The organism is Pantoea sp. X-Soil-ISGK-355 (assembly GCF_059730805.1).
This window is the reverse complement of record NZ_AP035971.1, coordinates 738,018-762,076: the sequence shown is the minus strand read 5'-3', so window position 1 is coordinate 762,076 and position 24,059 is coordinate 738,018. Positions and strand designations below refer to the sequence as shown.

At 56.0% G+C, this 24,059-nt stretch carries 20 protein-coding genes and 1 riboswitch; of the genes, 6 read left to right on the top strand and 14 right to left on the bottom strand.

All coding sequences use genetic code 11. The features are described 5' to 3' along the window. Window positions 1-18: 18 nt before the first annotated feature. The 13 genes from murG to ilvI all read right to left on the bottom strand — a co-directional run bounded on the left by murG (window position 19) and on the right by ilvI (window position 14,937). Window positions 19-1,077 (bottom strand): undecaprenyldiphospho-muramoylpentapeptide beta-N-acetylglucosaminyltransferase, encoded by a 1,059-nt coding sequence (gene murG, locus AC6I8J_RS03270; protein ID WP_161731624.1) that lies wholly within the window; start codon window positions 1,075-1,077, stop codon window positions 19-21. Next, window positions 1,074-2,288: a cell division protein FtsW gene (ftsW, locus tag AC6I8J_RS03265; protein ID WP_222924564.1), complete on the bottom strand. Its 1,215-nt coding sequence runs from the start codon at window positions 2,286-2,288 to the stop codon at window positions 1,074-1,076. Before ftsW ends, murG begins: the two co-directional genes overlap by 4 nt. Next, window positions 2,288-3,604, bottom strand: coding sequence for a UDP-N-acetylmuramoyl-L-alanine--D-glutamate ligase (gene murD, locus AC6I8J_RS03260; protein ID WP_497825086.1), 1,317 nt, complete (start codon window positions 3,602-3,604; stop codon window positions 2,288-2,290). Before murD ends, ftsW begins: the two co-directional genes overlap by 1 nt. Window positions 3,605-3,606: 2 nt before the next feature. Then, entirely contained in the window at window positions 3,607-4,689 is a 1,083-nt protein-coding gene (gene mraY / locus AC6I8J_RS03255) for a phospho-N-acetylmuramoyl-pentapeptide-transferase (RefSeq protein ID WP_013356763.1), read from the bottom strand. After that, window positions 4,683-6,041, bottom strand: a complete 1,359-nt coding sequence (gene murF / locus AC6I8J_RS03250) for a UDP-N-acetylmuramoyl-tripeptide--D-alanyl-D-alanine ligase (protein WP_497825085.1) — start codon at window positions 6,039-6,041, stop codon at window positions 4,683-4,685. Before murF ends, mraY begins: the two co-directional genes overlap by 7 nt. Continuing rightward, on the bottom strand, window positions 6,038-7,525 hold the full coding sequence (gene murE, locus AC6I8J_RS03245; protein ID WP_497825084.1) for a UDP-N-acetylmuramoyl-L-alanyl-D-glutamate--2,6-diaminopimelate ligase: 1,488 nt from the start codon (window positions 7,523-7,525) through the stop codon (window positions 6,038-6,040). The genes murF and murE overlap by 4 nt, the downstream gene beginning before the upstream one ends. Continuing rightward, window positions 7,512-9,281: a peptidoglycan glycosyltransferase FtsI gene (locus AC6I8J_RS03240; protein WP_013356760.1), complete on the bottom strand. Its 1,770-nt coding sequence runs from the start codon at window positions 9,279-9,281 to the stop codon at window positions 7,512-7,514. The genes murE and AC6I8J_RS03240 overlap by 14 nt, the downstream gene beginning before the upstream one ends. A 16-nt stretch (window positions 9,282-9,297) precedes the next feature. Next, a complete protein-coding gene (gene ftsL, locus AC6I8J_RS03235) occupies window positions 9,298-9,618 on the bottom strand; it encodes a cell division protein FtsL (RefSeq protein ID WP_003854764.1) in 321 nt (106 codons plus the stop codon). Continuing rightward, complete coding sequence (gene rsmH / locus AC6I8J_RS03230) at window positions 9,615-10,556, bottom strand: 16S rRNA (cytosine(1402)-N(4))-methyltransferase RsmH (RefSeq protein WP_222924567.1); 942 nt, start codon at window positions 10,554-10,556, stop codon at window positions 9,615-9,617. Before rsmH ends, ftsL begins: the two co-directional genes overlap by 4 nt. Window positions 10,557-10,558: 2 nt before the next feature. Continuing rightward, window positions 10,559-11,017, bottom strand: coding sequence for a division/cell wall cluster transcriptional repressor MraZ (mraZ, locus tag AC6I8J_RS03225; protein ID WP_009092149.1), 459 nt, complete (start codon window positions 11,015-11,017; stop codon window positions 10,559-10,561). A 494-nt stretch (window positions 11,018-11,511) separates the two neighbouring features. Then, window positions 11,512-12,522 carry a catabolite repressor/activator gene (cra, locus tag AC6I8J_RS03220; RefSeq protein ID WP_013356758.1) on the bottom strand — a complete coding sequence of 337 codons (1,011 nt, stop codon included), beginning with the start codon at window positions 12,520-12,522 and terminating at the stop codon, window positions 11,512-11,514. 196 nt (window positions 12,523-12,718) lie between these two features. After that, on the bottom strand, window positions 12,719-13,210 hold the full coding sequence (gene ilvN, locus AC6I8J_RS03215) for an acetolactate synthase small subunit (RefSeq protein WP_009092152.1): 492 nt from the start codon (window positions 13,208-13,210) through the stop codon (window positions 12,719-12,721). Between the two features lie 2 nt (window positions 13,211-13,212). After that, window positions 13,213-14,937, bottom strand: a complete 1,725-nt coding sequence (ilvI, locus tag AC6I8J_RS03210; RefSeq protein ID WP_497825083.1) for an acetolactate synthase 3 large subunit — start codon at window positions 14,935-14,937, stop codon at window positions 13,213-13,215. Between the two features lie 730 nt (window positions 14,938-15,667). On the opposite strand from ilvI, the gene leuL reads away from it, so the two are divergent. The 5 genes from leuL (at window position 15,668) to leuD (ending at window position 20,517) form a co-directional block, all read left to right on the top strand. Next, window positions 15,668-15,751 (top strand): leu operon leader peptide, encoded by an 84-nt coding sequence (gene leuL, locus AC6I8J_RS03205; protein ID WP_099257765.1) that lies wholly within the window; start codon window positions 15,668-15,670, stop codon window positions 15,749-15,751. Between the two features lie 89 nt (window positions 15,752-15,840). Further along, window positions 15,841-17,403: a 2-isopropylmalate synthase gene (gene leuA, locus AC6I8J_RS03200; RefSeq protein ID WP_161731638.1), complete on the top strand. Its 1,563-nt coding sequence runs from the start codon at window positions 15,841-15,843 to the stop codon at window positions 17,401-17,403. A 2-nt stretch (window positions 17,404-17,405) separates the two neighbouring features. Beyond that, complete coding sequence (gene leuB / locus AC6I8J_RS03195; protein WP_098051507.1) at window positions 17,406-18,497, top strand: 3-isopropylmalate dehydrogenase; 1,092 nt, start codon at window positions 17,406-17,408, stop codon at window positions 18,495-18,497. 4 nt (window positions 18,498-18,501) lie between these two features. Then, on the top strand, window positions 18,502-19,908 hold the full coding sequence (gene leuC / locus AC6I8J_RS03190) for a 3-isopropylmalate dehydratase large subunit (protein ID WP_161731640.1): 1,407 nt from the start codon (window positions 18,502-18,504) through the stop codon (window positions 19,906-19,908). 3 nt (window positions 19,909-19,911) lie between these two features. Beyond that, window positions 19,912-20,517 (top strand): 3-isopropylmalate dehydratase small subunit, encoded by a 606-nt coding sequence (gene leuD, locus AC6I8J_RS03185; RefSeq protein ID WP_161731642.1) that lies wholly within the window; start codon window positions 19,912-19,914, stop codon window positions 20,515-20,517. 269 nt (window positions 20,518-20,786) lie between these two features. Here leuD and AC6I8J_RS03180 read toward each other — a convergent pair whose 3' ends face one another. Next, window positions 20,787-21,965 (bottom strand): MFS transporter, encoded by a 1,179-nt coding sequence (locus AC6I8J_RS03180; RefSeq protein WP_150010845.1) that lies wholly within the window; start codon window positions 21,963-21,965, stop codon window positions 20,787-20,789. Between the two features lie 253 nt (window positions 21,966-22,218). Between AC6I8J_RS03180 and sgrR the strand changes: the two genes are divergently transcribed. Further along, the gene (gene sgrR, locus AC6I8J_RS03175) at window positions 22,219-23,880 is read left to right on the top strand and encodes an HTH-type transcriptional regulator SgrR (RefSeq protein WP_497825082.1); all 1,662 of its coding nucleotides are present in this window, start codon (window positions 22,219-22,221) and stop codon (window positions 23,878-23,880) included. Window positions 23,881-23,915: 35 nt separating this feature from the next. After that, window positions 23,916-24,018: riboswitch (TPP riboswitch) on the top strand. Window positions 24,019-24,059: the final 41 nt, after the last annotated feature.

Below are 24,059 nucleotides of genomic sequence, written 5' to 3'. Positions count from 1 at the left end.
ACACGCTGACCGGAATGATTACTTTGCGGCGCGAGCCACTTCCTGAGCGACTCGTTCAGTCGCATCGGGAATCGCCACCTGACGGGCCTGCTCAGCCATCGTCAGCAGTGTTACGCGATCCCAGTGGCGTAGCAGATCCGCTACAGCCTCCGCAGTAAACTGCGGCTGCTCAAAAATTCTGGCGGCGCCCGCTTTCTCCAGCGGCAGCGCGTTCCAGTACTGCTGGCGATCTTTGTGCTGAAACGGCACGAAAATCGCCGGTAATCCGGCGGCAGCGACTTCGCTCACGGTTAATGCGCCGGAGCGACATACCACCACATCAGCCCAGGCGTAGGCGGCAGCCATGTCATCAATAAACTCAGTGACCTTATGCTGCGTCTGTCCGACCTGCTGATACGCTTTCTCTGTTTCGGGCTGTGCCCCTTTACCCGTCTGATGCCACAGGGTGATCTCATCACCCACCAGCGCCGCAACCTGCGGTAGCGTCTGGTTCAGAATCCGCGCACCCTGACTGCCGCCAATCACCAGTACCCGAATCGGGCCATGACGATCCGCCAGACGTTGCGCGGGCAAAGGCAGAGCCAGAACATCAGTACGAACCGGATTTCCCACCACATCGGCGGCGGGAAACGCGCCCGGAAACGCCTGCAAAACTTTGGTGGCGATTTTCGCCAGCCATTTGTTGGTCAGCCCGGCGATCCCATTCTGCTCATGCAGCACCACAGGAATACCACAGCTCCACGCCGCTAAGCCGCCAGGACCAGAAACGTAGCCGCCCATGCCCAGCACCACATCCGGCTGCCAGGCTTTCATGATGCGACGCGCCTGACGCCATGCATTGAAGATGCGCAGCGGTGCCAGCAGCAGCGCTTTCATGCCTTTCCCGCGTAACCCGCTGATGCGGATGAAGTCGATGTCAATGCCATGTTTTGGCACCAGATCGGCTTCCATACGGTCGGCGGTGCCTAACCAGCGAACCTGCCAGCCCTGTTCCATCAGATGATGGGCGACAGCCAGACCGGGAAAGACATGTCCACCGGTTCCGCCTGCCATCACCATCAATCGCTTACCGCTCATCGACCACCTCGGGTAAACGCCTGCGCTTTCGCCAGGCGCGTTTCATAATCTATGCGTAATAAAAAGACGATGGCGGTCGACATAATGATCAGACTCGAACCACCGTAACTGATCAGCGGTAAGGTCAGGCCTTTGGTCGGTAACATACCGGCTGCAGCCCCGACGTTAACCAGCGCCTGGAAGCTGAACCAGACACCGATTGAACAGGCTAAAAACCCGGAAAAACGCTGATCCAGTTCCAGAGCACGACGGCCAATCGACATCGCACGAAAAGCGACGAAGAATACCATTAAAAGTGCCATTACCACACCGACATAGCCGAGTTCTTCCCCGATGATGGCGAAAATAAAGTCGGTATGCGCTTCCGGCAGATATTCCAGCTTTTGCACCGAGTTACCGAGCCCCTGCCCCCAGAATTCCCCGCGACCAAATGCCATCAGAGACTGCGTCAGCTGGTAGCCGCTACCAAACGGATCTTCCCACGGGTTCCAGAACGAGGTCACACGACGCATACGGTAAGGTTCGGCAATAATCAGCAGAATTACCGCAAAAATACCGGAGCCGATAATCGCCATGAACTGCCACAGTTTGGCACCGGCCAGGAACAGCATCGCCAGCGTAGTGACAAACAGCACCACCACCGTACCCAGGTCCGGCTGCGCCAGCAGTAACACAGCCAGCACGACCATCACGCCCATCGGCTTACAGAAGCCCCAGAAGTTGTTTCGCACCTCTTCCACTTTGCGCACCAGGTAGCTGGCGAGATAGCAGAACAGGGAGAGCTTCGACAGCTCCGCAGGCTGGATACGCAGCGGCCCGAGCGCGATCCAGCGCGAGGCACCGTTAACCGAGCTGCCGACGACCAGAACAATCAGCAGCATCGCCACCGTGACCATCAGCATCACGTTGCTGTAGCGCTGCCAGAAATCCATCGGCACCCGCAGCGTGACCAGCGCCATACCTAAAGCCAGCACGATGTAAAACGCATCACGTTTGGCGAAGTAGAAAAGATCGTCATTCAGACGCTGACCTACCGGCATTGACGCCGACGTCACCATCACAAAACCAATTACCGCCAGGCCCAGCGTCAGCCATAACAGTGTGCGGTCATAAAGCACCAGCGATGAGTCATCACTTTCGCGAGCGCCCATCACCCAGTCTTTCAGGCGTCCTGAGAAGTAACCCGCCAGTCCGGCGCCAGGAATACGCATCAGCTCAGCTCCTTCGCCAGTTGCGCGAACTGCTCACCGCGCTGCTCAAAGTTACGGAACTGGTCAAGGCTGGCGCAGGCCGGCGACAGCAGAACCATATCGCCTGCTTTGACCTGCGGCGCGATCTGCTCCATCGCCTGACGCATCGTCTCCGTGCGTACGGCGATCTCAGGACGCAGCGCTGCCAGCGCATCGCCGTCGCGGCCAAAACAGTAGATACGCACATTGTCGCCCTGCAGCCAGGGGATCAGCGGCGTAAAGTCGGCTGACTTACCATCACCGCCCATCAGCAGCCATAGCGTTCCCTCTACCTGCAGACCATTCAGCGCCGCTTCGGTGCTGCCGACGTTGGTCGCTTTGGAGTCATTAATCCAGCGCACACCCTGGTGTTCATGGACCAGCTGGAAGCGATGCGCCAGACCGTTAAAGTGCGTTAAAGCCGCGAGGCTGGAGGCGCGTGGCAGACCCACCGCATCAGCCAGCGCCAGCGCCGCCAGCGCGTTGGTGTAGTTGTGCTGTCCCACCATCTTCATTTCAGCGGTGTTCAGGACTTTCTCGCCTTTTACCCGCAGCCAGATACTGCCCTGCTGCTTGTTGAGGTGGTAGTCGCCGAAATCGACACCAAAACTGACGCAGCGCTTATCCGCACCACGTACTGGCATCGTCAGCGCATCATCGGCGTTAACGATGCAGATCTGCGCATTCTCATAGACCCGCAGCTTGGCAGCACGATACTGCTGCATACCCAGCGGATAGCGATCCATATGATCTTCGGTAACGTTAAGCACGGTTGCCGCAGCCGCTTTCAGGCTGTGCGTAGTCTCAAGCTGGAAGCTGGAAAGTTCCAGTACATAGAGTTGGGCCGGTGATTGCAGCAGACTCAGCGCGGGCAGACCAATATTGCCGCCGACGCCGGCCTGCCAGCCTGCGGCTTTCGCCATCTCACCCACCAGCGTGGTCACGGTGCTTTTGCCGTTGGAACCGGTAATTGCCACGATGGGTGCCTGCGCCTCGCGGCAGAACAGCTCAATGTCACCGACGATTTCAATTCCGGCTTCAACCGCTTCGCTGAGAATCGGATGCGCCAGCGCGACGCCTGGGCTGGCAACAATCAGATCGGCCGCCAGTAACCAGTCACTATTAATGCCGCCCAGATGGCGTTCAACCTGCCCGGGTAATTTATCCAGTCCCGGCGGCGAGACACGGGTATCCATCACGCGAGGCGTGACGCCCTGCGCTAAAAAGAAATCAACACAGGAGAGCCCGGTAAGGCCCAGTCCGATGATGACGACTTTTCTACCCCGATAGTCAGCCATGATTAACGCACCTTCAGCGTGGCCAGGCCAATCAGCACCAGCATTAGCGAAATAATCCAGAAGCGCACGATAACGCGCGGTTCCGGCCAGCCCTTAAGTTCATAGTGGTGATGGATCGGCGCCATGCGGAAAATACGCTGGCCGCGCAACTTGAACGATCCCACCTGCAGGATCACCGACAGCGTTTCAACCACAAATACGCCGCCCATGATCACCAGTAAAAATTCCTGACGCAGTAACACCGCGATAGTGCCCAGCGCGCCGCCTAAAGCCAGCGAGCCGACGTCGCCCATAAAGACCTGAGCCGGATAGGTGTTGAACCACAGGAAGCCCAGCCCTGCCCCGACGATAGCGGTACAGACAATCACCAGCTCACCGGCGTGACGCAGATAGGGAATATGAAGGTATTCAGCAAACTTCACATTACCGGTTGCCCAGGCAACCAGCGCGAAGCCCGCAGCGACAAAGACGGTTGGCATAATCGCCAGCCCATCCAGGCCATCGGTCAGATTGACCGCGTTACCCGTTCCGACGATCACAAAGTAGGCAAGCAGCACATAAAAAAGGCCAAGCTGCGGCATGATGTCTTTGAAAAACGGCACGACCAGTTGAGTCGCGGGGGTATCTTTGCCCGCCGCATAGAGTCCGAACGCCACACCCAGCGAAATCACCGACATCCAGAAATATTTCCAGCGGGCGATCAGGCCTTTGGTGTCTTTGCGCACCACTTTACGGTAGTCATCGACAAAGCCGATGATGCCAAAGCCGACCAGCACGAACAGCACGCACCAGACATAGGGGTTCGACGGATAGGCCCACATCAGCACCGAAATGGTGATGGAGGTCAGAATCATGATGCCGCCCATGGTAGGCGTCCCGCGCTTACTGAAGTGCGATTCCGGGCCATCGTTACGGACGACCTGGCCAATCTGTAATTTCTGCAGCCAGGCGATCAGGCGCGGCCCCATCCAGAGTGAGATAAATAGTGCGGTCAGCAGGCTGACAATGGCGCGAAACGTCAGATAGGAAAAGACGTTAAAGCCCGAATAAAAAGCGACCAGATGCTCGGCCAGCCAAACTAACATGTTCCTTTCTCCTTTAAGCTCTGTACTACCTGCTCCATGGCGGCACTACGTGAACCTTTTATCAGGACGGTAATTTCTGAGTGTTGGGACAACAATTCTCGTAAACGTTCAGTCAGCGCCGTCTTATCGCTGAAATGTTCACCAACGCCACTGCTTTCACTGATGAATTGGCTGAATTTTCCACAGGTCAGTACGCGGTCAAGGCCTGCTTCGCGTGCCGCTTCGCCAATTTCGCGGTGGCATTTTTCAGTCTCTTCACCCAGTTCCGCCATATCACCCGCGACCAGCACCTGGTAACCAGGCATCTCTGACAGGACCTGGACGGCGGCGGTCATCGATCCGACGTTAGCGTTGTAGCTGTCATCCAGCAGCAGTTGATGCGCAGAGAGACGTACCGGGAACAGGCGACCTGGCACCGACTGCAGGTTTTTCAGTCCCTGCTGAACGGCGCTAAGCGGCGCATCTACCGACAGAGCCAGTGCCGCCGCCGCCAGAGCGTTAGCGATGTTATGACGACCCGGCAACGGTAATACGATCTCAGCTGTGCCACGCGGTGTGTTCATCACAAAATGGGTGCCATCCTGCGCAATGCGGATATCCCGGGCGGAGAAATCACACTCAGCCGCCTGCGGCGAGAAGCGCCACACGGTTTTGTCCTGCAGCGTGGTCTGCCAGTTTGGCCAGTCGTTGCTCTCCTCGTTGAGAATTGCAATGCCGTGAGCCGGCAGACCCTGAAAGATCTCACCTTTCGCTTTAGCGACACCGGCCAGTGAGCCAAAGCCCTCCAGGTGTGCCGCGGCCAGATTATTCACCAGTGCACTTTCCGGTTTAACCAGGTCAGTGGTGTAGGCGATTTCGCCCTGATGATTAGCACCCAGCTCGATAACCGCGTACTGATGTTCTGCGGTCAGGCGGAGCAGCGTCATCGGTACGCCATAATCGTTGTTGAGATTGCCCGAGGTGTAGAGCGTCTCGCCACACTGACGCAGAATAGCTGCGGTCATCTCTTTAACCGAGGTTTTGCCGGAAGAGCCGGTCAGCGCGACTACGCGGGCGGTCGACTGCTGACGAACCCAGGCACCCAGTCGGCCAAAGGCAACCCGGGTATCCTCAACCACCACCTGAGGCACGGCGACAGGTAAATGCTTACTTACCAGCAGCGCCTGTGCGCCACTAGCAATGGCATCTACGGCGAAGTCATGGGCATCAAAGCGTTCGCCCACCAGCGCGACAAACAGGCTGCCCGCCGTCACTTTGCGGGTATCGGTGGTCACATCATTCAGGGTTAAATCGCTGCCGTGCAGCGTGCCGCCGGTAATTTCCGCCAGGATCTTTAATGAAACCGGAATCATGCTGCGCCTCCAAGCAGTGCCGCTACTGTGGCACGATCGGAGTAGTCGAGACGACGGTTGCCGATGATCTGATAATCTTCATGGCCTTTACCCGCCACCAGCACGATATCGTCAGGCTGTGCCTGCATAATGGCGTTAGTGACCGCTTGCGCACGACCCGATACCACGCGGGCGCGGCCCGGTTCGAGCAAACCAGTCAGAATGTCTTTTACTATCGCCTGCGGATCTTCGCTACGCGGATTGTCGTCGGTGATCACCACCACATCCGCATATTGCTCAGCAATCGCACCCATTAACGGGCGTTTGCCTTTGTCACGGTCCCCGCCGCAGCCAAACAGGCACCAGAGTTTTCCTTTGCAGTGCAGACGTGCCGCTTCCAGCGCTTTTTCCAGCGCATCCGGCGTGTGGGCATAATCCACTACGACCGTCGGTTTTCCTGCAGCGCTGAAGACTTCCATACGCCCGTTAACCGGCTGTAACCGTGGTGCAACACTGACCAGCGTCGCCAGTGGATAATCCAGTGACAGCAGGGTCGCCAGTGCCAGCAGCAGATTACTGACGTTGAACGCGCCCATCAGCGGGCTGTCGATTTCACCGTTGCCCCAGCTTGAGCTGAAACGGATATGCGCACCGTTGTCGTGATACTCCACCGCATCGGCTTTCAGCCAGCGGCCATGGCAGCCCGGCTGAAGGTTATCCTCCATGGTGACGGCAACCGCATCAGGTAAGCGCGCCAGCCAGCGACGACCAACTTCATCATCAGCGTTAAGAATCGCCTGTCCAACCTGATGCTCAGAAAACAGCAGCCATTTGGCCGACTCATAGCCCGGCATGTCACCGTGGTAATCGAGGTGATCGCGACTGAGGTTGGTGAAGACCGCAGCGGCAAACGGCAGTGCTGCAACGCGATGCTGCACCAGACCGTGTGACGAGACTTCCATCGCGGTCAGGGTCGCTCCTTTTTCAGCGAGTTCGTGCAGCGTATGCTGAACGTCCACTGCTGAACCGGTCGTATTTTCTGCGGCGACTAAGTGCCCCACCAGCCCGTTGCCGACGGTGCCCATCACCGCACTGGCCTCACCCAGCAGCGTCGCCCACTGCGCCAGCAGTTGGGTAGTCGTGGTTTTACCGTTGGTGCCGGTGACGCCAATCAGCGTCTGCTTCTCGCCCGGCTGCTGGTAAAAGCGGCCTGCTAAGGCTGAAAGGCGCTGATTCAACTGCGCCAGATAGATAACCGGTACGCCGTGCATCTCACGGATTTCGCCGTCGGTCGCTTCATCCTCAGCTTCAGCCACTACGGCGGCGACGCCCTGCGCAATCGCCTGCGGAATGAAACGGCGTCCATCGACCTGATGGCCTGCAACCGCGACAAACAGATCGCCAGACGCCGCCATGCGGCTATCCAGGGTCATGTCGCGCAGTGGGCGCGCCGGCGCACCTGGCACCCAGGGGCCGAGTAAGTCGCGCAGGTTACGATCTGTCACTTGATTCCTCACTTCTGTTAGTCACCAACTCATTCCTGTCATTGGTCGTCGGTAATGCGTCCGGCTCGATGTTCATGGTGCGCAGTACGCCGCCCATGATGGCACCAAACACCGGTGCAGAAACCGCACCGCCGTAATACTTGCCGGCCTGGGGATCGTTGATCACCACCACCAGCGCGAATCGGGGATGACTGGCAGGCGCCACGCCTGCGGTATAAGCAATATATTTATTGACGTAGCGTCCATCCGGCCCGACTTTTTTCGCCGTACCGGTTTTTATCGCAATGCGATAACCCTTGATTGCCGCTTTAACGCCACCGCCACCGGGCAGCGCCACGCTTTCCATCATGTGCATCACGGTTTTCACCAGTGACTCATCGAAAACGCGTTGTCCCGCGACGGGCGGATCCACTTTGGTAATCGACAGCGGGCGATTAATGCCATAGCTGCCAATCGTTGCGTAGACTCGCGCTAACTGTAACGGCGTTACCATTAGCCCGTAGCCGAAAGAGAAGGTGGCCCTCTCTATGTCAGACCACCGTTGTTTTTTAGGGTATAAGCCACTGCTTTCCCCGACCAGCCCCAAATTGGTCGGTTTGCCCAGTCCAAAGCGCGCGTAAGTTTCTACCAGCGCTGAGGAAGGCATCGCTAACGCCAGACGTGAAACACCGACGTTACTCGACTTCTGTAAAACCCCTGTCAGGGTCAATTCGTTGTAGCGCGCCACATCTTTGATCTCATGACCATTGACCCGGTACGGCACGGTATTCAGGACGCTATTCTCTCTGACCACGCCGCGCTGCAGCGCGGTCATCACCACCATCGGCTTCACGGTAGAACCCGGCTCGAAGATGTCGGTAATTGCGCGGTTACGCATCAGATCTTTAGGCGTGTTGGTGAGATTATTTGGGTTGTAAGCCGGACTGTTGGCCATCGCCAGCACTTCACCGGTATTCACATCCACCAGCACCGCGGTGCCCGATTCCGCTTTGTTAAAGGCCACCGCATTATTCAGTTCCCGGTAGACCAGCGCCTGTAAGCGCTCATCAATACTCAGAGTCAGGTTATGGGCGGCGCGGCTGTCCACTGACGAGATATCTTCAATAACGCGACCATAACGGTCTTTGCGTACCGTCCGCTCGCCCGGCGCACCGGTCAGCCATTTATCAAAGCTCTTTTCAATGCCTTCAATGCCCTGGCCGTCGATATTGGTAAAGCCAATCAGATGGGAGGTCACCTGCCCGGCAGGGTAGTAACGACGCGACTCTTCGCGCAGATGAATACCGGGAAGTTTGAGTTTTTTGACGTATTCACCGATGGCGGGATTGACCTGGCGCGCCAGATAGACAAAGCGGCCTTTAGGATTGGCATTGACGCGGGCCGCCAGTTGATCAAGCGGAATAGAGAGCGCATCAGACAGCGCTTTCCAGCGGCTGTCCAGCGTTACGCCACCACCGGCATGCAGCTCTTTTGGATCAGCCCAGATGGCATTAACCGGTACACTGACTGCCAATGGGCGGCCAGCGCGATCGCTGATCATCCCGCGTGAAGTCGGCACAGCCTGAACACGCAGCGAGCGCAGATCGCCCTCTTTCACCAGCTTGCCCGGATTGATCACCTGCAGCCAGGCCACACGCGACAGCAAACCGCCCAGCGCCAGTAAAATACAGCCGCACAGCAACGCAAAACGCCAGCTTACAAAGCTGGCTTTATCTTCCGGTTTCTTTAACTTCAGCGTTCTGCCTGTGCCGCTCATTCGCTATCTGAAATCCTTATTTCTGCACCACGATATTTTCTTGTGAAGGATCAACGTGCTGCAGCTGCAGCTTCTCGGTGGCGATGCGTTCAACCCGGCTATGGTCGCCCAGCGCATTCTCTTCCAGAATCAGGTTGCGCCACTCAATATCCAGCGCATCACGCTCCAGCACCAGCTGTTCGCGCTGCGCGGTAAGCAGGCGTGTTTTATGGGTGGTGGTGACCACCAGCACGGCAGACACCACCACAGCGATCAGCAACAGCACCGGAATCTTGCCTTTTCGCAGCAAATCCCCGCCGATGACGGCGGGCAGACTGTGGCGCTCATTGCCGATCATGCGTCGGTTTTCTCCGCGATACGTAATACCGAACTGCGCGCACGTGGATTTTCAGAGACTTCAGCGTCACCTGGCGACATCTTGCCAAGCAGCTTCAGTTCACGCCCGCCCAGGGCTCGCAGCTGCTGTTCAGTCATCGGTATCCCGGCAGGCACCTGTGGCCCGCGACTCTGATCGCGCATGAAGCGCTTCACCAGCCGATCTTCCAGTGAATGGAAGCTGATGACAGAGAGGCGACCTTGTGGTGCCAGCACCTCAACCGCCCCTTTCAGCGCAATATCGATCTCTTCCAGTTCGCTGTTAATCCAGATACGAATTGCCTGGAAGCTGCGTGTAGCCGGATGCTTAAACTTATCTTTCACGGGCATGGCGACAGAGATGACTTCAGCCAGCTCACGGGTGCGAGTCATCGGCTGTTCACGATTGCGCTCGACAATGGCCCGGGCAATACGTTTAGAGAATCGTTCTTCACCGTAGGTCTTCAGGACGAAAGCGATATCCGCTTCTTCCGCGTGCAGCAACCATTCTGCGGCGGAGTGACCGCGCGAAGGATCCATGCGCATATCCAGCGGTCCGTCACGCATAAAGGAGAAGCCGCGTTCGGCATCATCCAGCTGCGGTGATGAAACCCCCAGATCGAGTAAAATGCCGTCAATTTTTCCGACTAAATCCCGTTCAGCGGCATACTCTGCCAGTGCGGAAAAAGGGCCATGAATAATTGAAAAACGCGGGTCGGTGATCTCCGCAGCAGCGGCGATAGCTTGCGGATCGCGATCGATAGCGATCAGCCTTCCCTTCTCTCCCAGTTGCGAAAGAATCAGGCGTGAGTGACCACCACGGCCAAAAGTACCGTCGATGTAAATACCGTCTTCCCTGATATTGAGGCCGTTAACCGCCTCATCCAACAGTACGGTGGTATGTTTAAAATTTTCCTGCATAGCTATAGCGACAAGTCCTGCAACCGCTCAGATAAAGGCTCCTGAGCCGACTGTTCTGCGTCAATATCGTCCCTGACTTGTTGATACCAGGTCTGTTCATCCCACAGCTCAAACTTGTTGAACTGTCCAACCAGCATCACTTCTTTGGTTAATTTTGCATGCTGCCGAAGCGTATTTGCCAGCAGCAGGCGGCCTGCATTGTCCATCTGACATTCACTGGCATGTCCCAGCAGCAAACGCTGCACGCGACGCTCAAGTGGATTCATACTGGAAAGGCGTGCCAGCTTTTTTTCAATGATTTCCCATTCGGGCAGGGTATAAAGCAACAGGCATGGCTGGTGGAGGTCGATGGTACAGACCATCTGCCCCTGAGACTCCCCAATCAGCAAATCGCGATATCGCGTGGGTACGGCGAGCCGCCCTTTGCTGTCGAGATTGACTAACGTTGCTCCGCGGAACATGCCAGTCTCTCCTCCTGGTCACCCATTTACGCCACTTTATCCCACTTTTTACCACGAAACGAGTTTAAGGATCCCATGAAATCCTTGTCAAGCCGGAGCGGTAGTTGAATATCACTCTTTACAGAGCGCAAAATTAATTTCTGGCGACGATATAAACGAATAAAAAAGGAATATAAAAATTAAGCCAATGAATACCTGAATAAAAATAAGGATCCGGGTAAAAATGACTAAAAATGAAACAATGTGAAGCGCTGAATATTTATCGTAGTTTCTGAGACAGCGGCGGCATTTTAGGGGATTTCCGAAAGGAAGCACAGCAGCTTCAGGCCAGACGGGGCAGGAAGTTTGTTGAAGTTGTAAGCAGATAATAAAAATAAGCCTTTCGACTTTGTTAGATTTGATGAGCAGAATTTACGCTTTTTTACGTCGACCTGTTTATTTAATCAGTACATTACGGAAATAAAATGGGCGGGCAGCGTAATACTGCCCGTTACTCATTTAACTTTTCTGCTTAATTGTCCGCGACGGTATAAATTACGACGAATGCGGGTTAAACCCGGTTTCGGTTTTCTGGGTTCATCTAAAGAGGCTAAAACTAATTCCAGTACGCGCTCTGCTACGTCACGATGACGCTGCCCTACCGCCAGGACCGGACACTCAAGAAAGTCCAGTAATTCGTGGTCGCCAAACGTGGCAATGGCCAGCTCGGTCGGCAGTCTTCCGTCACGTTTCAGCGTCACATCCATGACACCCTGCAGCAGACCAAATGAGGTGGTAAACAGCGCCTCCGGCATCGGGTGATCTTCCAGGTATTTTTCAAACAGCGCCGCAGCGGCTGTACGTTCGAAGCTGTTGCAGTAGATATAGTCAATCGGGCGGGGATCGTCTTTCCAGGCATCGCGGAACCCCATCTCCCGCAGAAAACTCACTGAGAGCTCAGGTAACGCGCCAAGGAACAGCACATTTTTAACCTCAAGCTGACGCAATTCAGCGGCCAGCGTCTGTGCATCATCCTGATCGGCACCCACTACGCTGGTGAAATGTTCACGATCCAGCGCGCGGTCTAACGCGATAATCGGCAGGGGATCGTTGATCCACCGCTGATAAAAGGGATGCTCTGGCGGTAACGAGGTAGAGACGATTATCGCATCGACCTGCCGCTGTAACAGATGTTCAATGCAGCGCATTTCGTTATCAGGCTGATCTTCAGAACAGGCAATCAGCAGCTGATAGCCGCGCTGACGCGCCTGTCGCTCCAGATAGTTCGCAATACGGGTATAGCTGGTATTTTCCAGATCGGGAATGACTAACCCAATAGAGCGCGTTCGCCCGGCGCGCAGCCCGGCAGCCACCGCATTAGGGTGATAATTATGCTCACGTACCACCGCCATGACTTTCTCAACGGTTTTGTCGCTGACACGATACTGCCGCGCTTTGCCATTGATCACATAACTGGCCGTGGTGCGCGATACGCCTGCCAGACGCGCAATTTCATCCAGTTTCACGATAACCCCACCATCAAATCCGCTTTAACGGCAAAAATAGCCGCAGTTAAGCTATGGATAACTTATGACTATCATCTAACAGCAGAAAAGTGCGCGGAGCAACCGCTTTTCTGAATGTAACCCGCCTGGCGCATAAAAAATAAAAAAACCCGGCATTTCGCCGGGTTAGGTGAGGATCGATGGTGACGCAGCGTGATTAACGCATGATGCGATCGCCACGTGAAACGCCCACGATACCGGAGCGTGCCACTTCAACAATTTCGGCAACCTCGCGAACGCTATTCAGGAAGGCGTCCAGTTTGTCACTGGTGCCTGCCAGCTGAACCGTGTACAGCGTCGGCGTCACGTCGATAATCTGACCGCGGAAGATCTCGGCGTTACGCTTCACCTCTTCACGGCCATAACCGCTGGCCTGAATCTTCACCAGCATGATTTCGCGCTCAACATAGGCGCCCTGCCCCAGCTCGGTGACACGCAACACATCCACCAGCTTGTGCAGCTGCTTTTCAATCTGCTCCAGCACCTTCTGATCGCCCACTGTCTGAATGGTCATCCGCGACAGTGTCGGATCGTCGGTCGGTGCCACGGTCAGGCTTTCAATGTTATAGCCGCGCTGCGAAAACAGACCGACGACACGGGATAATGCGCCGGATTCGTTCTCCAGCAGAACTGATAAAATGCGACGCATAATTATGTCCTCTCCGTTTTGCTTAACCACATCTCATCCATGCTGCCACCGCGAATCTGCATCGGGTAAACATGCTCGCTACCGTCAACGGTGACATCCACAAACACCAGACGTCCTTTCGCCAGCGTTTCCAGCGCCAGCGTCAGCTTCTCTTCCAGCTCAGCCGGGTGCTCAATCGCGATGCCGACATGTCCATAAGCTTCCGCCAGACGCACGAAGTCAGGCAGCGATTCCATATAAGACTGGGAGTGACGACCGGAATAGATCATATCCTGCCACTGCTTCACCATGCCCAGCACCCGGTTATTCAGGTTCAGCACCAGCACCTGCAGATCGTACTGCAGCGCGGTAGAGAGCTCCTGAATGTTCATCTGGATACTGCCATCGCCCGTTACACAGATGACGGTCTCTTCTGGCAGCGCCATCTTCACGCCAAGTGCTGCGGGCAGACCGAAGCCCATGGTGCCGAGACCGCCAGAGTTGATCCAGCGGCGCGGTTTGTCGAAAGGATAATAGAGCGCCGCAAACATCTGATGCTGTCCCACATCCGACGTGACGTACGCATCGCCTTTGGTCAGACGGCTGATAGTTTCAATCACGGCCTGCGGCTTGATTTTGTCGCTGGTGCGATCAAACGCCAGACAGTGACGACTGCGCCAGCCCTCAATTGCCTGCCACCACTCGTGCAGGCTCTCAGCGCGCGATAGAGTGTCGCTTTGCGCCAGCAACTCCAGCATCTGCTGCAGCACCTGTTTTGCATCACCCACAATCGGGACATCCGCCGATACCGTCTTGGAGATAGAGGTCGGGTCGATATCGATATGCATCACCGTGGCGTTGGGACAATATTTCGCCAGATTGTTGGTGGTGCGGTCATCGAAGCGAACACCAATACCAAAAATCAGGTCGGTATTGTGCATCGTCATGTTGGCTTCATAGGTACCGTGCATACCCAGCATACCAACGCACTGACGATGGGTACCCGGGAAAGCGCCCAGGCCCATCAGCGAGGTCGTTACCGGAATATTCAGGCTCTCAGCCAGCTGTAACAGTTCCGCTTCGCAGCCTGCGGTAATGGCACCGCCACCCGCGTAGATCACCGGCTTTTTCGCAGCCAGCAGCGTCGTCAGCGCACGCTTAATCTGCCCTTTGTGACCCTGAATAGTCGGGTTATAAGAGCGCATGCTCACTGACTCTGGCCAGTGATAAGGCAGTTTATTGGCCGGATTCAGAATATCTTTTGGCAGGTCGATCACCACTGGTCCCGGACGTCCGCTGGAGGCCAGCCAGAACGCCTTTTTCAGCACGGTTGGGATCTCTTCGGTGCTTTTCACCAGGAAGCTGTGCTTCACCACCGGACGAGAGATGCCGACCATGTCGCACTCCTGAAAGGCGTCATAGCCAATCAGCGACGAAGGAACCTGACCCGACAGAATCACCAGCGGAATCGAGTCCATATAGGCGGTAGCGATACCGGTAATCGCATTGGTTGCACCCGGTCCTGAGGTGACCAGCACCACGCCGACTTCGCCAGTGGCGCGTGCCAGGCCGTCAGCCATATGCACTGCGCCCTGCTCATGGCGCACCAGAATATGATCGATACCCCCGACGGTTTGCAGCGCATCATAGATATCCAGGACTGCGCCACCCGGATAACCGAATACCTGCTTAACGCCCTGATCGATTAACGAACGGACGACCATTTCGGCTCCTGACAACATCTCCATCTTCTGCCTCCAGGCTTGAGGACCCGGCCCGGTTACTACGCCCGTTGGTGCGTAACACGTTGCCCTGGTGCCTGCTTTGCCAATCAAAATCTTATGTTTATGCACGACAGCGAAAACATGTGCCGCTGTCCTGTTACAGAGAAATCTGTTGAGTTCATTGTTATGAGAGTAGGTCAATTACCATAACCGCAGTTAACCGGGCAGGCAAACCACAAACCCGCGTAAATTAAAAGGCCGGGACGTAAAGGCTCTGCCTGATAAGAATTGGCTGCGCGGATTAAACTAATTACGTCGCAGAACCGCAGACGAAAATGCTAAGTAAGAAATTATTTTCAGCGTGATATAAGAAATAACGAAAACTTATTACCGCCTGCAATAGCCCACAATCGCCTGACACTTTTCTTTTCTGGCGTAATTAACCAGTAAATCACGCAAGCGCATTCGATTATGCTAACCGGCAGGTGATAAATCCTGTGACGCCGCTGGACACAAGACCAATAAAATCTTTTACTTTCAATTAAATAAATCATCAACCAGCCCGTAAAAGAGTGCATTCTGACAATGTTCGCTTCCGCCGCAACTGACGCGCTGTTCATTACGCTGCCGGACCGTTAAATAACAGAATATCTTTCTTCATCGTCCCGGATAATACCCCTGCATTGAAGGTTGACATCCCTGAGCGATTCCAGTACCAATATGTACAGCACAACATTTTATAAGGTTTGAATCCATGTTTCGTTCTGTTCGCCTTCTCGGTCTACTACTAAACGCACTCAGCTTGCGCGGTAGACTTGTGGGCGGAATCAAACACTGATTCAAACCTGCTGAAAGTTAAAAACCCGCGCCTGTCGCGGGTTTTTTTATGCTCGTTGCCAGGCCCGAAAAAGCAAAAGGATGAATACGATGAGCCAGCAAGTCATTATTTTCGATACCACTCTGCGCGATGGTGAGCAGGCATTACAGGCCAGCCTGAGTGTGAAAGAAAAATTGCAGATTGCCTTAGCGCTGGAGCGTATGGGCGTGGATGTGATGGAAGTGGGTTTCCCGGTCTCTTCACCAGGCGACTTTGAATCAGTACAGACCATTGCCCGCACCATCAAAAATAGCCGGGTCTGCGGGCTGGCGCGTTGTGTGGAGAAAGACATCGACGCGGCGTACGAATCACTGCGCGTTGCCGAAGCCTTCCGTATCCATACCTTTATCGCGACGTCACCCATGCACATCGCTACAAAACTGCGCAGTACGCTGCCGGAAGTGATTGAGCGTGCGGTGCATATGGTGAAGCGTGCACGTAACTACACCAGTGACGTTGAGTTCTCCTGTGAAGATGGCGGCCGTACGCCAATTGATGACCTGTGCCGGATGGTTGAAGCGACGATTAACGCCGGTGCGACCACCATCAACATCCCGGATACCGTTGGCTACACCCTGCCAGGCGAGTACGCACATATCATCAGTGAGCTGATGAATCGCGTTCCCAATATCGACAAAGCGATTATCTCTGTCCACACCCACGACGACCTGGGGATGGCCACCGGTAACGCACTGGCTGCCGTTCAGGCAGGCGCGCGTCAGGTTGAAGGCACGATGAATGGCCTGGGTGAACGTGCCGGTAACTGTGCGCTGGAAGAGGTGATCATGGCGATTAAAACCCGTCAGCAGATCATGAATGTTCACACCACTATCAATCATCAGGAAATCTATCGCACCAGCCAGATGGTCAGCCAGATCTGCAACATGCCGATTCCGGCTAACAAAGCGGTGGTCGGCTCCAACGCCTTCGCCCACTCCTCCGGTATTCATCAGGATGGCGTACTGAAGAATCGCGAGAACTATGAAATCCTGACGCCAGAGTCAATTGGCTTACACAAAATCCAGCTGAACCTGACCTCACGTTCAGGCCGTGCGGCGGTTAAACATCGTATGGAAGAGATGGGCTATGCCGAGCAGGATTACAATCTGGATACGCTGTATGACGCCTTCCTGAAGCTGGCCGACAAAAAAGGTCAGGTCTTTGATTACGACCTGGAAGCGCTGGCCTTCATCAACAAACAGAATGAAGAGCCGGAGCATTTCCAGCTGCACGAATTTAACGTCCAGACCGGTTCCAGCATGACTGCTACCGCCTCTGTAAATCTGGGCTGCGGTGATGTCGCTAAATCGGATGCCGCTACCGGTAACGGTCCGGTTGACGCGGTCTATCAGGCGATTAACCGCATCACGCAGTTTGACGCTGAGCTGGTTAACTACAAGCTGACCGCGAAAGGCCACGGCGAAAACGCGCTGGGACAGGTGGATATCGTTGTGAGCTACAACGGCCGTAAATTCCACGGTATTGGTCTGGCGACCGATATCGTCGAGTCCTCTGCGAAAGCGATGGTCAACGCTCTGAACAATATCTGGCGTGCCCGTCAGGTTGAACAAGAATTGCAGCGCAAATTTAAAGATCAGAAGGAAACCGTATAACCATGTCCACCTCTTCTCATATCGCAGTTTTACCCGGCGACGGTATCGGCCCGGAAGTGATGGCCCAGGCAATGAAAGTGCTGGATGCCATTCGTCAGCGCTTTGATATGCAGATTACCACCCAGGAATATGCGGTCGGCGGCATTGCTATCGATCAGCACGGCGAACCCCTGCCGCCCGCAACTGTTGCAGGCTGCGAGCAGGCCGACGCGATCCTGTTTGGCTCCGTTGGCGGTCCGAAGTGGGAGCATTTACCCCCGGCATCACAGCCGGAACGCGGTGCGCTGCTGCCGCTGCGCAAGCATTTTAAGCTGTTCAGTAACCTGCGTCCGGCAGCGCTCTACAGCGGACTGGAAGCCTTCTGCCCACTGCGCGCCGACATTGCCGCGAAAGGCTTTGACATTCTGTGCGTGCGTGAACTGACCGGCGGTATCTATTTTGGTCAGCCTAAAGGACGCGAAGGCAGCGGCCCGGAAGAGCGTGCTTTTGATACCGAGGTCTACCACCGTTTCGAAATTGAACGCATCGCCCGTATCGCGTTTGAATCGGCGCGCAAACGTCGTAACAAAGTCACCTCGGTTGACAAAGCTAACGTGCTGCAGACCTCAGTCATGTGGCGTGAAATCGTCAACGAAGTAGCAAAAGAGTACCCGGACGTGCAGCTGAGCCACATCTATATCGACAACGCGACTATGCAGCTGATCAAAGACCCGTCGCAGTTTGACGTGCTGCTCTGCTCTAACCTGTTCGGTGACATTCTGTCTGATGAGTGCGCCATGATCACCGGCTCAATGGGTATGCTGCCGTCCGCCAGCCTGAATGAAGCGGGCTTTGGCCTGTTTGAACCCGCGGGTGGTTCAGCCCCTGACATCGCCGGTCAGAATATTGCCAACCCGGTCGCTCAGATCCTGTCGCTGTCGCTGCTGCTGCGTTACAGCCTGAATGCCGATGCCGCTGCCGACAGCATCGAACGCGCCATCAGCCGTGCGCTGGAACAGGGTTACCGCACCAAAGATTTAGCCGGTGATGGCCCTGCAGTCAGCACAGATGAGATGGGCAGCATCATTGCCCGCTTTATCGCCGAGGAAAAATAAAAAAATGAAAACCTTATACCAGAAGTTATTTGATGCACATGTCGTCCACGAAGCGCCGAACGAAACGCCGTTACTCTACATCGATCGTCACCTGATTCATGAAGTGACCTCGCCACAGGCCTTTGATGGTCTGCGTGCGCACGGACGCAAAGTCCGTCAGCCAGGTAAAACCTTCGCCACCATGGATCACAACGTTTCGACACAGACCAAAGATATCAATGCGTCGGGCGAGATGGCGCGTATTCAGATGCAGGAGCTGATGAAGAACTGCGAAGAATTTGGCGTACAGCTGTATGACCTGAATCACCCATTCCAGGGCATCGTCCACGTTATCGGCCCTGAGCAGGGCATGACGCTGCCGGGCATGACGATTGTCTGCGGCGACTCGCACACCGCGACGCACGGCGCGTTCGGCTCGCTGGCCTTTGGTATCGGCACCTCTGAAGTGGAGCATGTGTTTGCCACTCAGACCCTGAAACAGGGTCGCGCGAAAACCATGAAGATTGAAGTGCTGGGCCAGGCGTCAACCGGCATTACAGCAAAAGATATCGTGTTGGCGATCATCGGCAAAACCGGCAGCGCAGGCGGCACCGGCTATGTGGTTGAATTCTGCGGCCCGGCTATTCAGGCGCTGAGCATGGAAGGTCGTATGACCCTGTGCAATATGGCGATTGAGATGGGCGCGAAAGCGGGCCTGGTGGCACCGGATGACACTACCTTCAACTACCTGAAAGGTCGTCAGTTCTCACCCCAGGGTGAGAAATGGGAGCAGGCCGTTGAATACTGGCGCACCCTGAAATCTGATGAAGGCGCGAAGTATGATGCGGTAGTGACGCTGCATGCTGAAGAGATCGCACCGCAGGTCACCTGGGGCACTAACCCGGGTCAGGTGATTGCCGTTGATCAGCTGATCCCGAACCCGGCCTCATTCGCCGATCCGGTTGAGCGTGCCTCCGCGGAAAAAGCGCTGGCCTACATGAACCTGCAGCCGGGCATCAGACTGACCGATGTCGCGATTGATAAAGTCTTTATCGGCTCCTGCACCAACTCGCGTATTGAAGATCTGCGTGCCGCCGCCGCCATCGCCAAAGGCCGCAAAGTCGCGCCTGGCGTGGTCGCCATGGTGGTGCCAGGTTCCGGCCCGGTAAAAGCGCAGGCTGAAGCGGAAGGTCTGGATAAAATCTTCCTGGAAGCGGGCTTTGAATGGCGTCTGCCTGGCTGCTCAATGTGCCTGGCGATGAACAATGACCGTTTGAATCCGGGCGAGCGTTGCGCATCTACCAGCAACCGTAACTTTGAAGGTCGCCAGGGCCGTGGTGGACGTACCCATCTGGTCAGCCCCGCGATGGCCGCGGCGGCTGCCGTGACCGGCCACTTTGCCGACATCCGTGAACTGACGACAGGAGCTTAAGTCATGGCGAATAAATTTACTCAGCACACCGGCATTGTTGCGCCGCTGGACGCCGCGAACGTCGATACGGATGCCATCATTCCCAAGCAGTTTTTACAGAAGGTGACCCGTACCGGTTTCGGTCAGCACCTGTTCCACGACTGGCGCTTTGAAGATGACGCGGGCACCGTGCCAACGCCCGGCTTTGTGCTGAACAAGCCGGCGTTCAAAGGCACCAGCATCCTGCTGGCACGCGAGAACTTTGGCTGCGGCTCATCACGTGAGCATGCCCCCTGGGCGCTGACCGATTTCGGTTTTCACGTGGTGATTGCGCCGAGCTTCGCCGATATCTTTTACGGCAACAGCTTTAACAACCAGCTGCTGCCGGTGAAATTAAGCGAAGAGGAAGTGGATGAGCTGTTCAGACTGGTTGCGGCCCAGCCGGGCATCAGCTTCACGGTTGATCTGGAAGCGCAGACGGTCACCGCAGGTGATAAAGTCTATCCGTTTGAGCTCGACAGCTTCCGCCGCCACTGCATGATTAACGGCCTCGACAGCATCGGCCTGACACTGCAGCACGAAGCCTCGATTTCTCAGTACGAGCAGAATCAGCCCGCTTTCCTGCGCTGATTGAGTTAAAACAGGGCGACATCCCGTCGCCTGAGGTTGCAGGCAATCTCGGTTCTGGCCCGCTATGAGATCGAGCCTGCGAAGGCAACACGGTCAGATCGGAAAGTCGATTAAACCTTCCCTGGCCGCTCGTCCCGCGCCGTCCATGGCGCGGGACGCTTTTCTCCTCTGCCCGTGTTGCCTTCGTGTAAAGCGTGTTGTTGCGGTCAGACTCCCTCGAATCGGAGTTTGTCAGAAATCCAGGAGTGACATCCTGTCGCCTTTCTCTTTTATACGTCGCGCACCCGCGCCGACATCACCAGCGCCACAATCGCCAGCCCGAATGCCAGCCAGTAAACCGCCTCATGCCCCAGCCGCTCACTCAGCGTTCCCTGAATCACCCCTGCCAGAATCATGCCGGTCGAGATCGAGTTAGTAAACATTGTTGTCGCCGCACCGGGCCGCCCGGGCATCAGATCCTGGAACCACAGCATCCCGATACCCGCAATAATTCCGACAAACACCGCGTTGAACAGCTGCAACACCATCAGCGAGGTGCGGGAGTTGAACAGCACCAGCCCCAGATAAAACAGGACGCCAGCCGCCACCGCAATCAGCATTAACCTGCGCTTACCGATGCGACGCGCGTAATGTCCCGCCAGCAGCATCACCGGAATCTCCAGCCCGGCCGCCGTCCCCATCAGCAGACCGGCCAGCTTCTCCGGCAGTCCCAGCGTTGTGCTGATATAGAGCGGCATATCGATGATATACATCGTGTTGCAGGTCCACATCACGACGGAAGCGATGAACAGCAACCGCACATCCCGATCGCGCCAGCCGCTTATCGGCAGCCCGCCGCTTTGCATCAGCGGCTGCGTGCGTGGCACAGACGGCAGCGTAAACCAGACCAGCAGGATACAGATCAGAAACAGCGCGGCAGCCACCATAAACAGCGTCACAAAACCGTAGTTCAGCGCCAGCGCGAACGACAACGGTGGCCCGATTACCCATGCCAGCGACAGCTGGGCACGCATCACCGAACTGAACATCACCGCTTCACGCGCCGACTGATCGGCATACTCCCGCGCCAGCGCAAACAGCTGAGGCATAGAGACGCTGGCCAGCGCCGACAGCAGCACACCCAGCGTCAGCAGGGTCAGATAATGGCGGGTAAAGGCAAACAGCAGCGCATTCACCAGCGCCATCAGGCAACAAAAAAGAATAATATGCCGACGATCGCCAACACTGTCTGAGCGCTTAGCCACCAGCATACTCACCACGATACCGGCCACCGCATTGATGGTGAAAAACAGCCCGACCCAGAAGGGCCGCGCCTGTACCTCGCGCGTCAGAAACAGGCTAAGTGTTGGTGCCTGTAGTGCGCCTGCGATGCCCAGCATGAACGAGGCGACCATAAAAGCGAGGTAAACCGGATTGATGCGGCGCTGCCGCGTTAACAGCGATTTCATAGCGAAATCCCTTTCAGAACAAACAGAGGGGAAAAAGAAGGGTAGACGATACCGCGCAACATGAAAAAAGCCAGCAGAGATCATCTGCTGGCGGTGTAAATGCACCCTACTCAGAAAAGCACTCCACTGAACAGCGAAGTGAGGGTCGAACGCCATTCAGTGCTGAATGCCTCCCGCTCTTCCCATAGCGCAAAGTTTGCTCTTAAAATGGGGCAGAAAAAACAGAGCGCTTTTCACCGGGAGTTCCCCTTTTATGTCCTCATCACGTCTGAAGCAGCAGTTCATTCGCCTGTGGCAGAGCTGCCAGGGGCAAACGCAGGAGATTACCCTCAGCGAACTGGCTGACCTGCTGCACTGCTCGCGCCGCCATATGCGCAATCTGCTCAACCGGATGCAGGCCGCGGGCTGGCTGATCTGGCAGGCGGAAGCCGGACGCGGCAAGCGTTCACAGCTCTCCTTCTGCTATACCGGACTGGCTTTACAACAGCAGCGTGCCGAGGATTTGCTGGAACAGGATCGCATCGATCAACTGGTCCAGTTAGTGGGCGATAAGAATCAGGTGCGGCAGATGATTGGGGCACACCTGGGGCGCAGTTTCCGGCAGGGCAAGCATATCCTGCGGGTGCTCTACTATCGTCCGCTGCTTAACCTGCTGCCCGGTTCGGCGCTGCGGCGCTCGGAAACGCATATTGCCCGACAGATTTTCAACGGCCTGACGCGCATAAATGAGGAAAACGGGGAAATTGAACCTGATATTGCACACCACTGGCAGCAGACCTCTCCGCTTCACTGGCGCTTCTTTGTGCGTCCGGCGATTCGCTTCCATCACGGCAGAGAACTGGAGATGGAGGATGTGCTCGCCACGCTGGAGCGTCAGCGCACCCATCCCCTCTTTTCCCATATAGAGCAGATTGACTTACCTGCCCCCTGGACGCTGGACATTCGTTTAAGCCAGCCCGACGAGGGTTTGCCTTGGCTGCTGGGCAGCGTCAGTGCGATGATCCTGCCGCGCGAATGGCCGACGCTGCGTGATTTTGCCCGCCAGCCGGTTGGCACAGGTCCTTACCGGGTGATACGCAATCAGGAGAGCCAGCTGAAAATCGAAGCGTTTGATGACTACTTCGGTTTTCGCGCCCTGATTGATGATGTCTCTATCTGGGTACTGCCCGACATCAGCGATGAACTGGTCTATGCCGGTGTCCGTCTGCAGGGTGACAGCATTGATGAGATTCAGGAGGAGAGCCGCCTTGAAGAGGGCTGCTACTATCTGCTGTTCGATCAGCGTTCAGAGCAGGGTAGCAACGAGGCGGTCCGCCGCTGGGTCAGTTACCTCTTTAACCCCATCGCCCTGCTCAATCATGCCGGTGTCGGTTATCAGCGTTACTGGTTTCCGGCGTATGGCCTGCTGCCGCGCTGGCATCACCGGCGTGACCTGACGCCAGTGGAAAAACCGCCTGGCTTAACGCACCTGACGCTGACCTGGTACAGCCAGCACGTGGAGCATGAAGGCATCGCTAATGCGCTGCGTCCGCTGCTGGCAGCGCATGGCGTCACGCTGGAGACCCGTGAGATTAGCTACGAAAGCTGGTATCAGGGCGACGCGGAAAGTGATATCTGGCTGGGCAGCGTGAACTTCACCCTGCCGCTGAATTATTCGCTGTTCGCGCAGCTTTATGAGATTCCGCTACTGCATCACTGTCTGCCGATCGACTGGCACGGCGATGCGGCCCGCTGGCGCGAAAAAACGCTGCCGCTGGCCGAATGGAGCAAACAGCTGGTCGAAGAAGCCGGTCTGCATCCGCTGTTTCACCACTGGCTGCTGCTGGAAGGCCAGCGCAGCATGCGCGGTGTGCGGATGAATACCCTGGGCTGGTTTGATTTTAAATCGGCCTGGTTCGCGCCACCGGCGCTGTGACGCTTTCGCCCTGGCGCTGAAATGACTAGAATGTGACGTTCTCAACGGGGTGCGGCCTGCCACAAGCAAGCAGCTGAGAGAGACCCGTCGAACCTGATTCGGTTAATACCGACGTAGGGATTTGAGAGGCCTCTGTGCTCAGATCCTTTGCGACTCATCCCCTATTCTCCTGAAGGAGC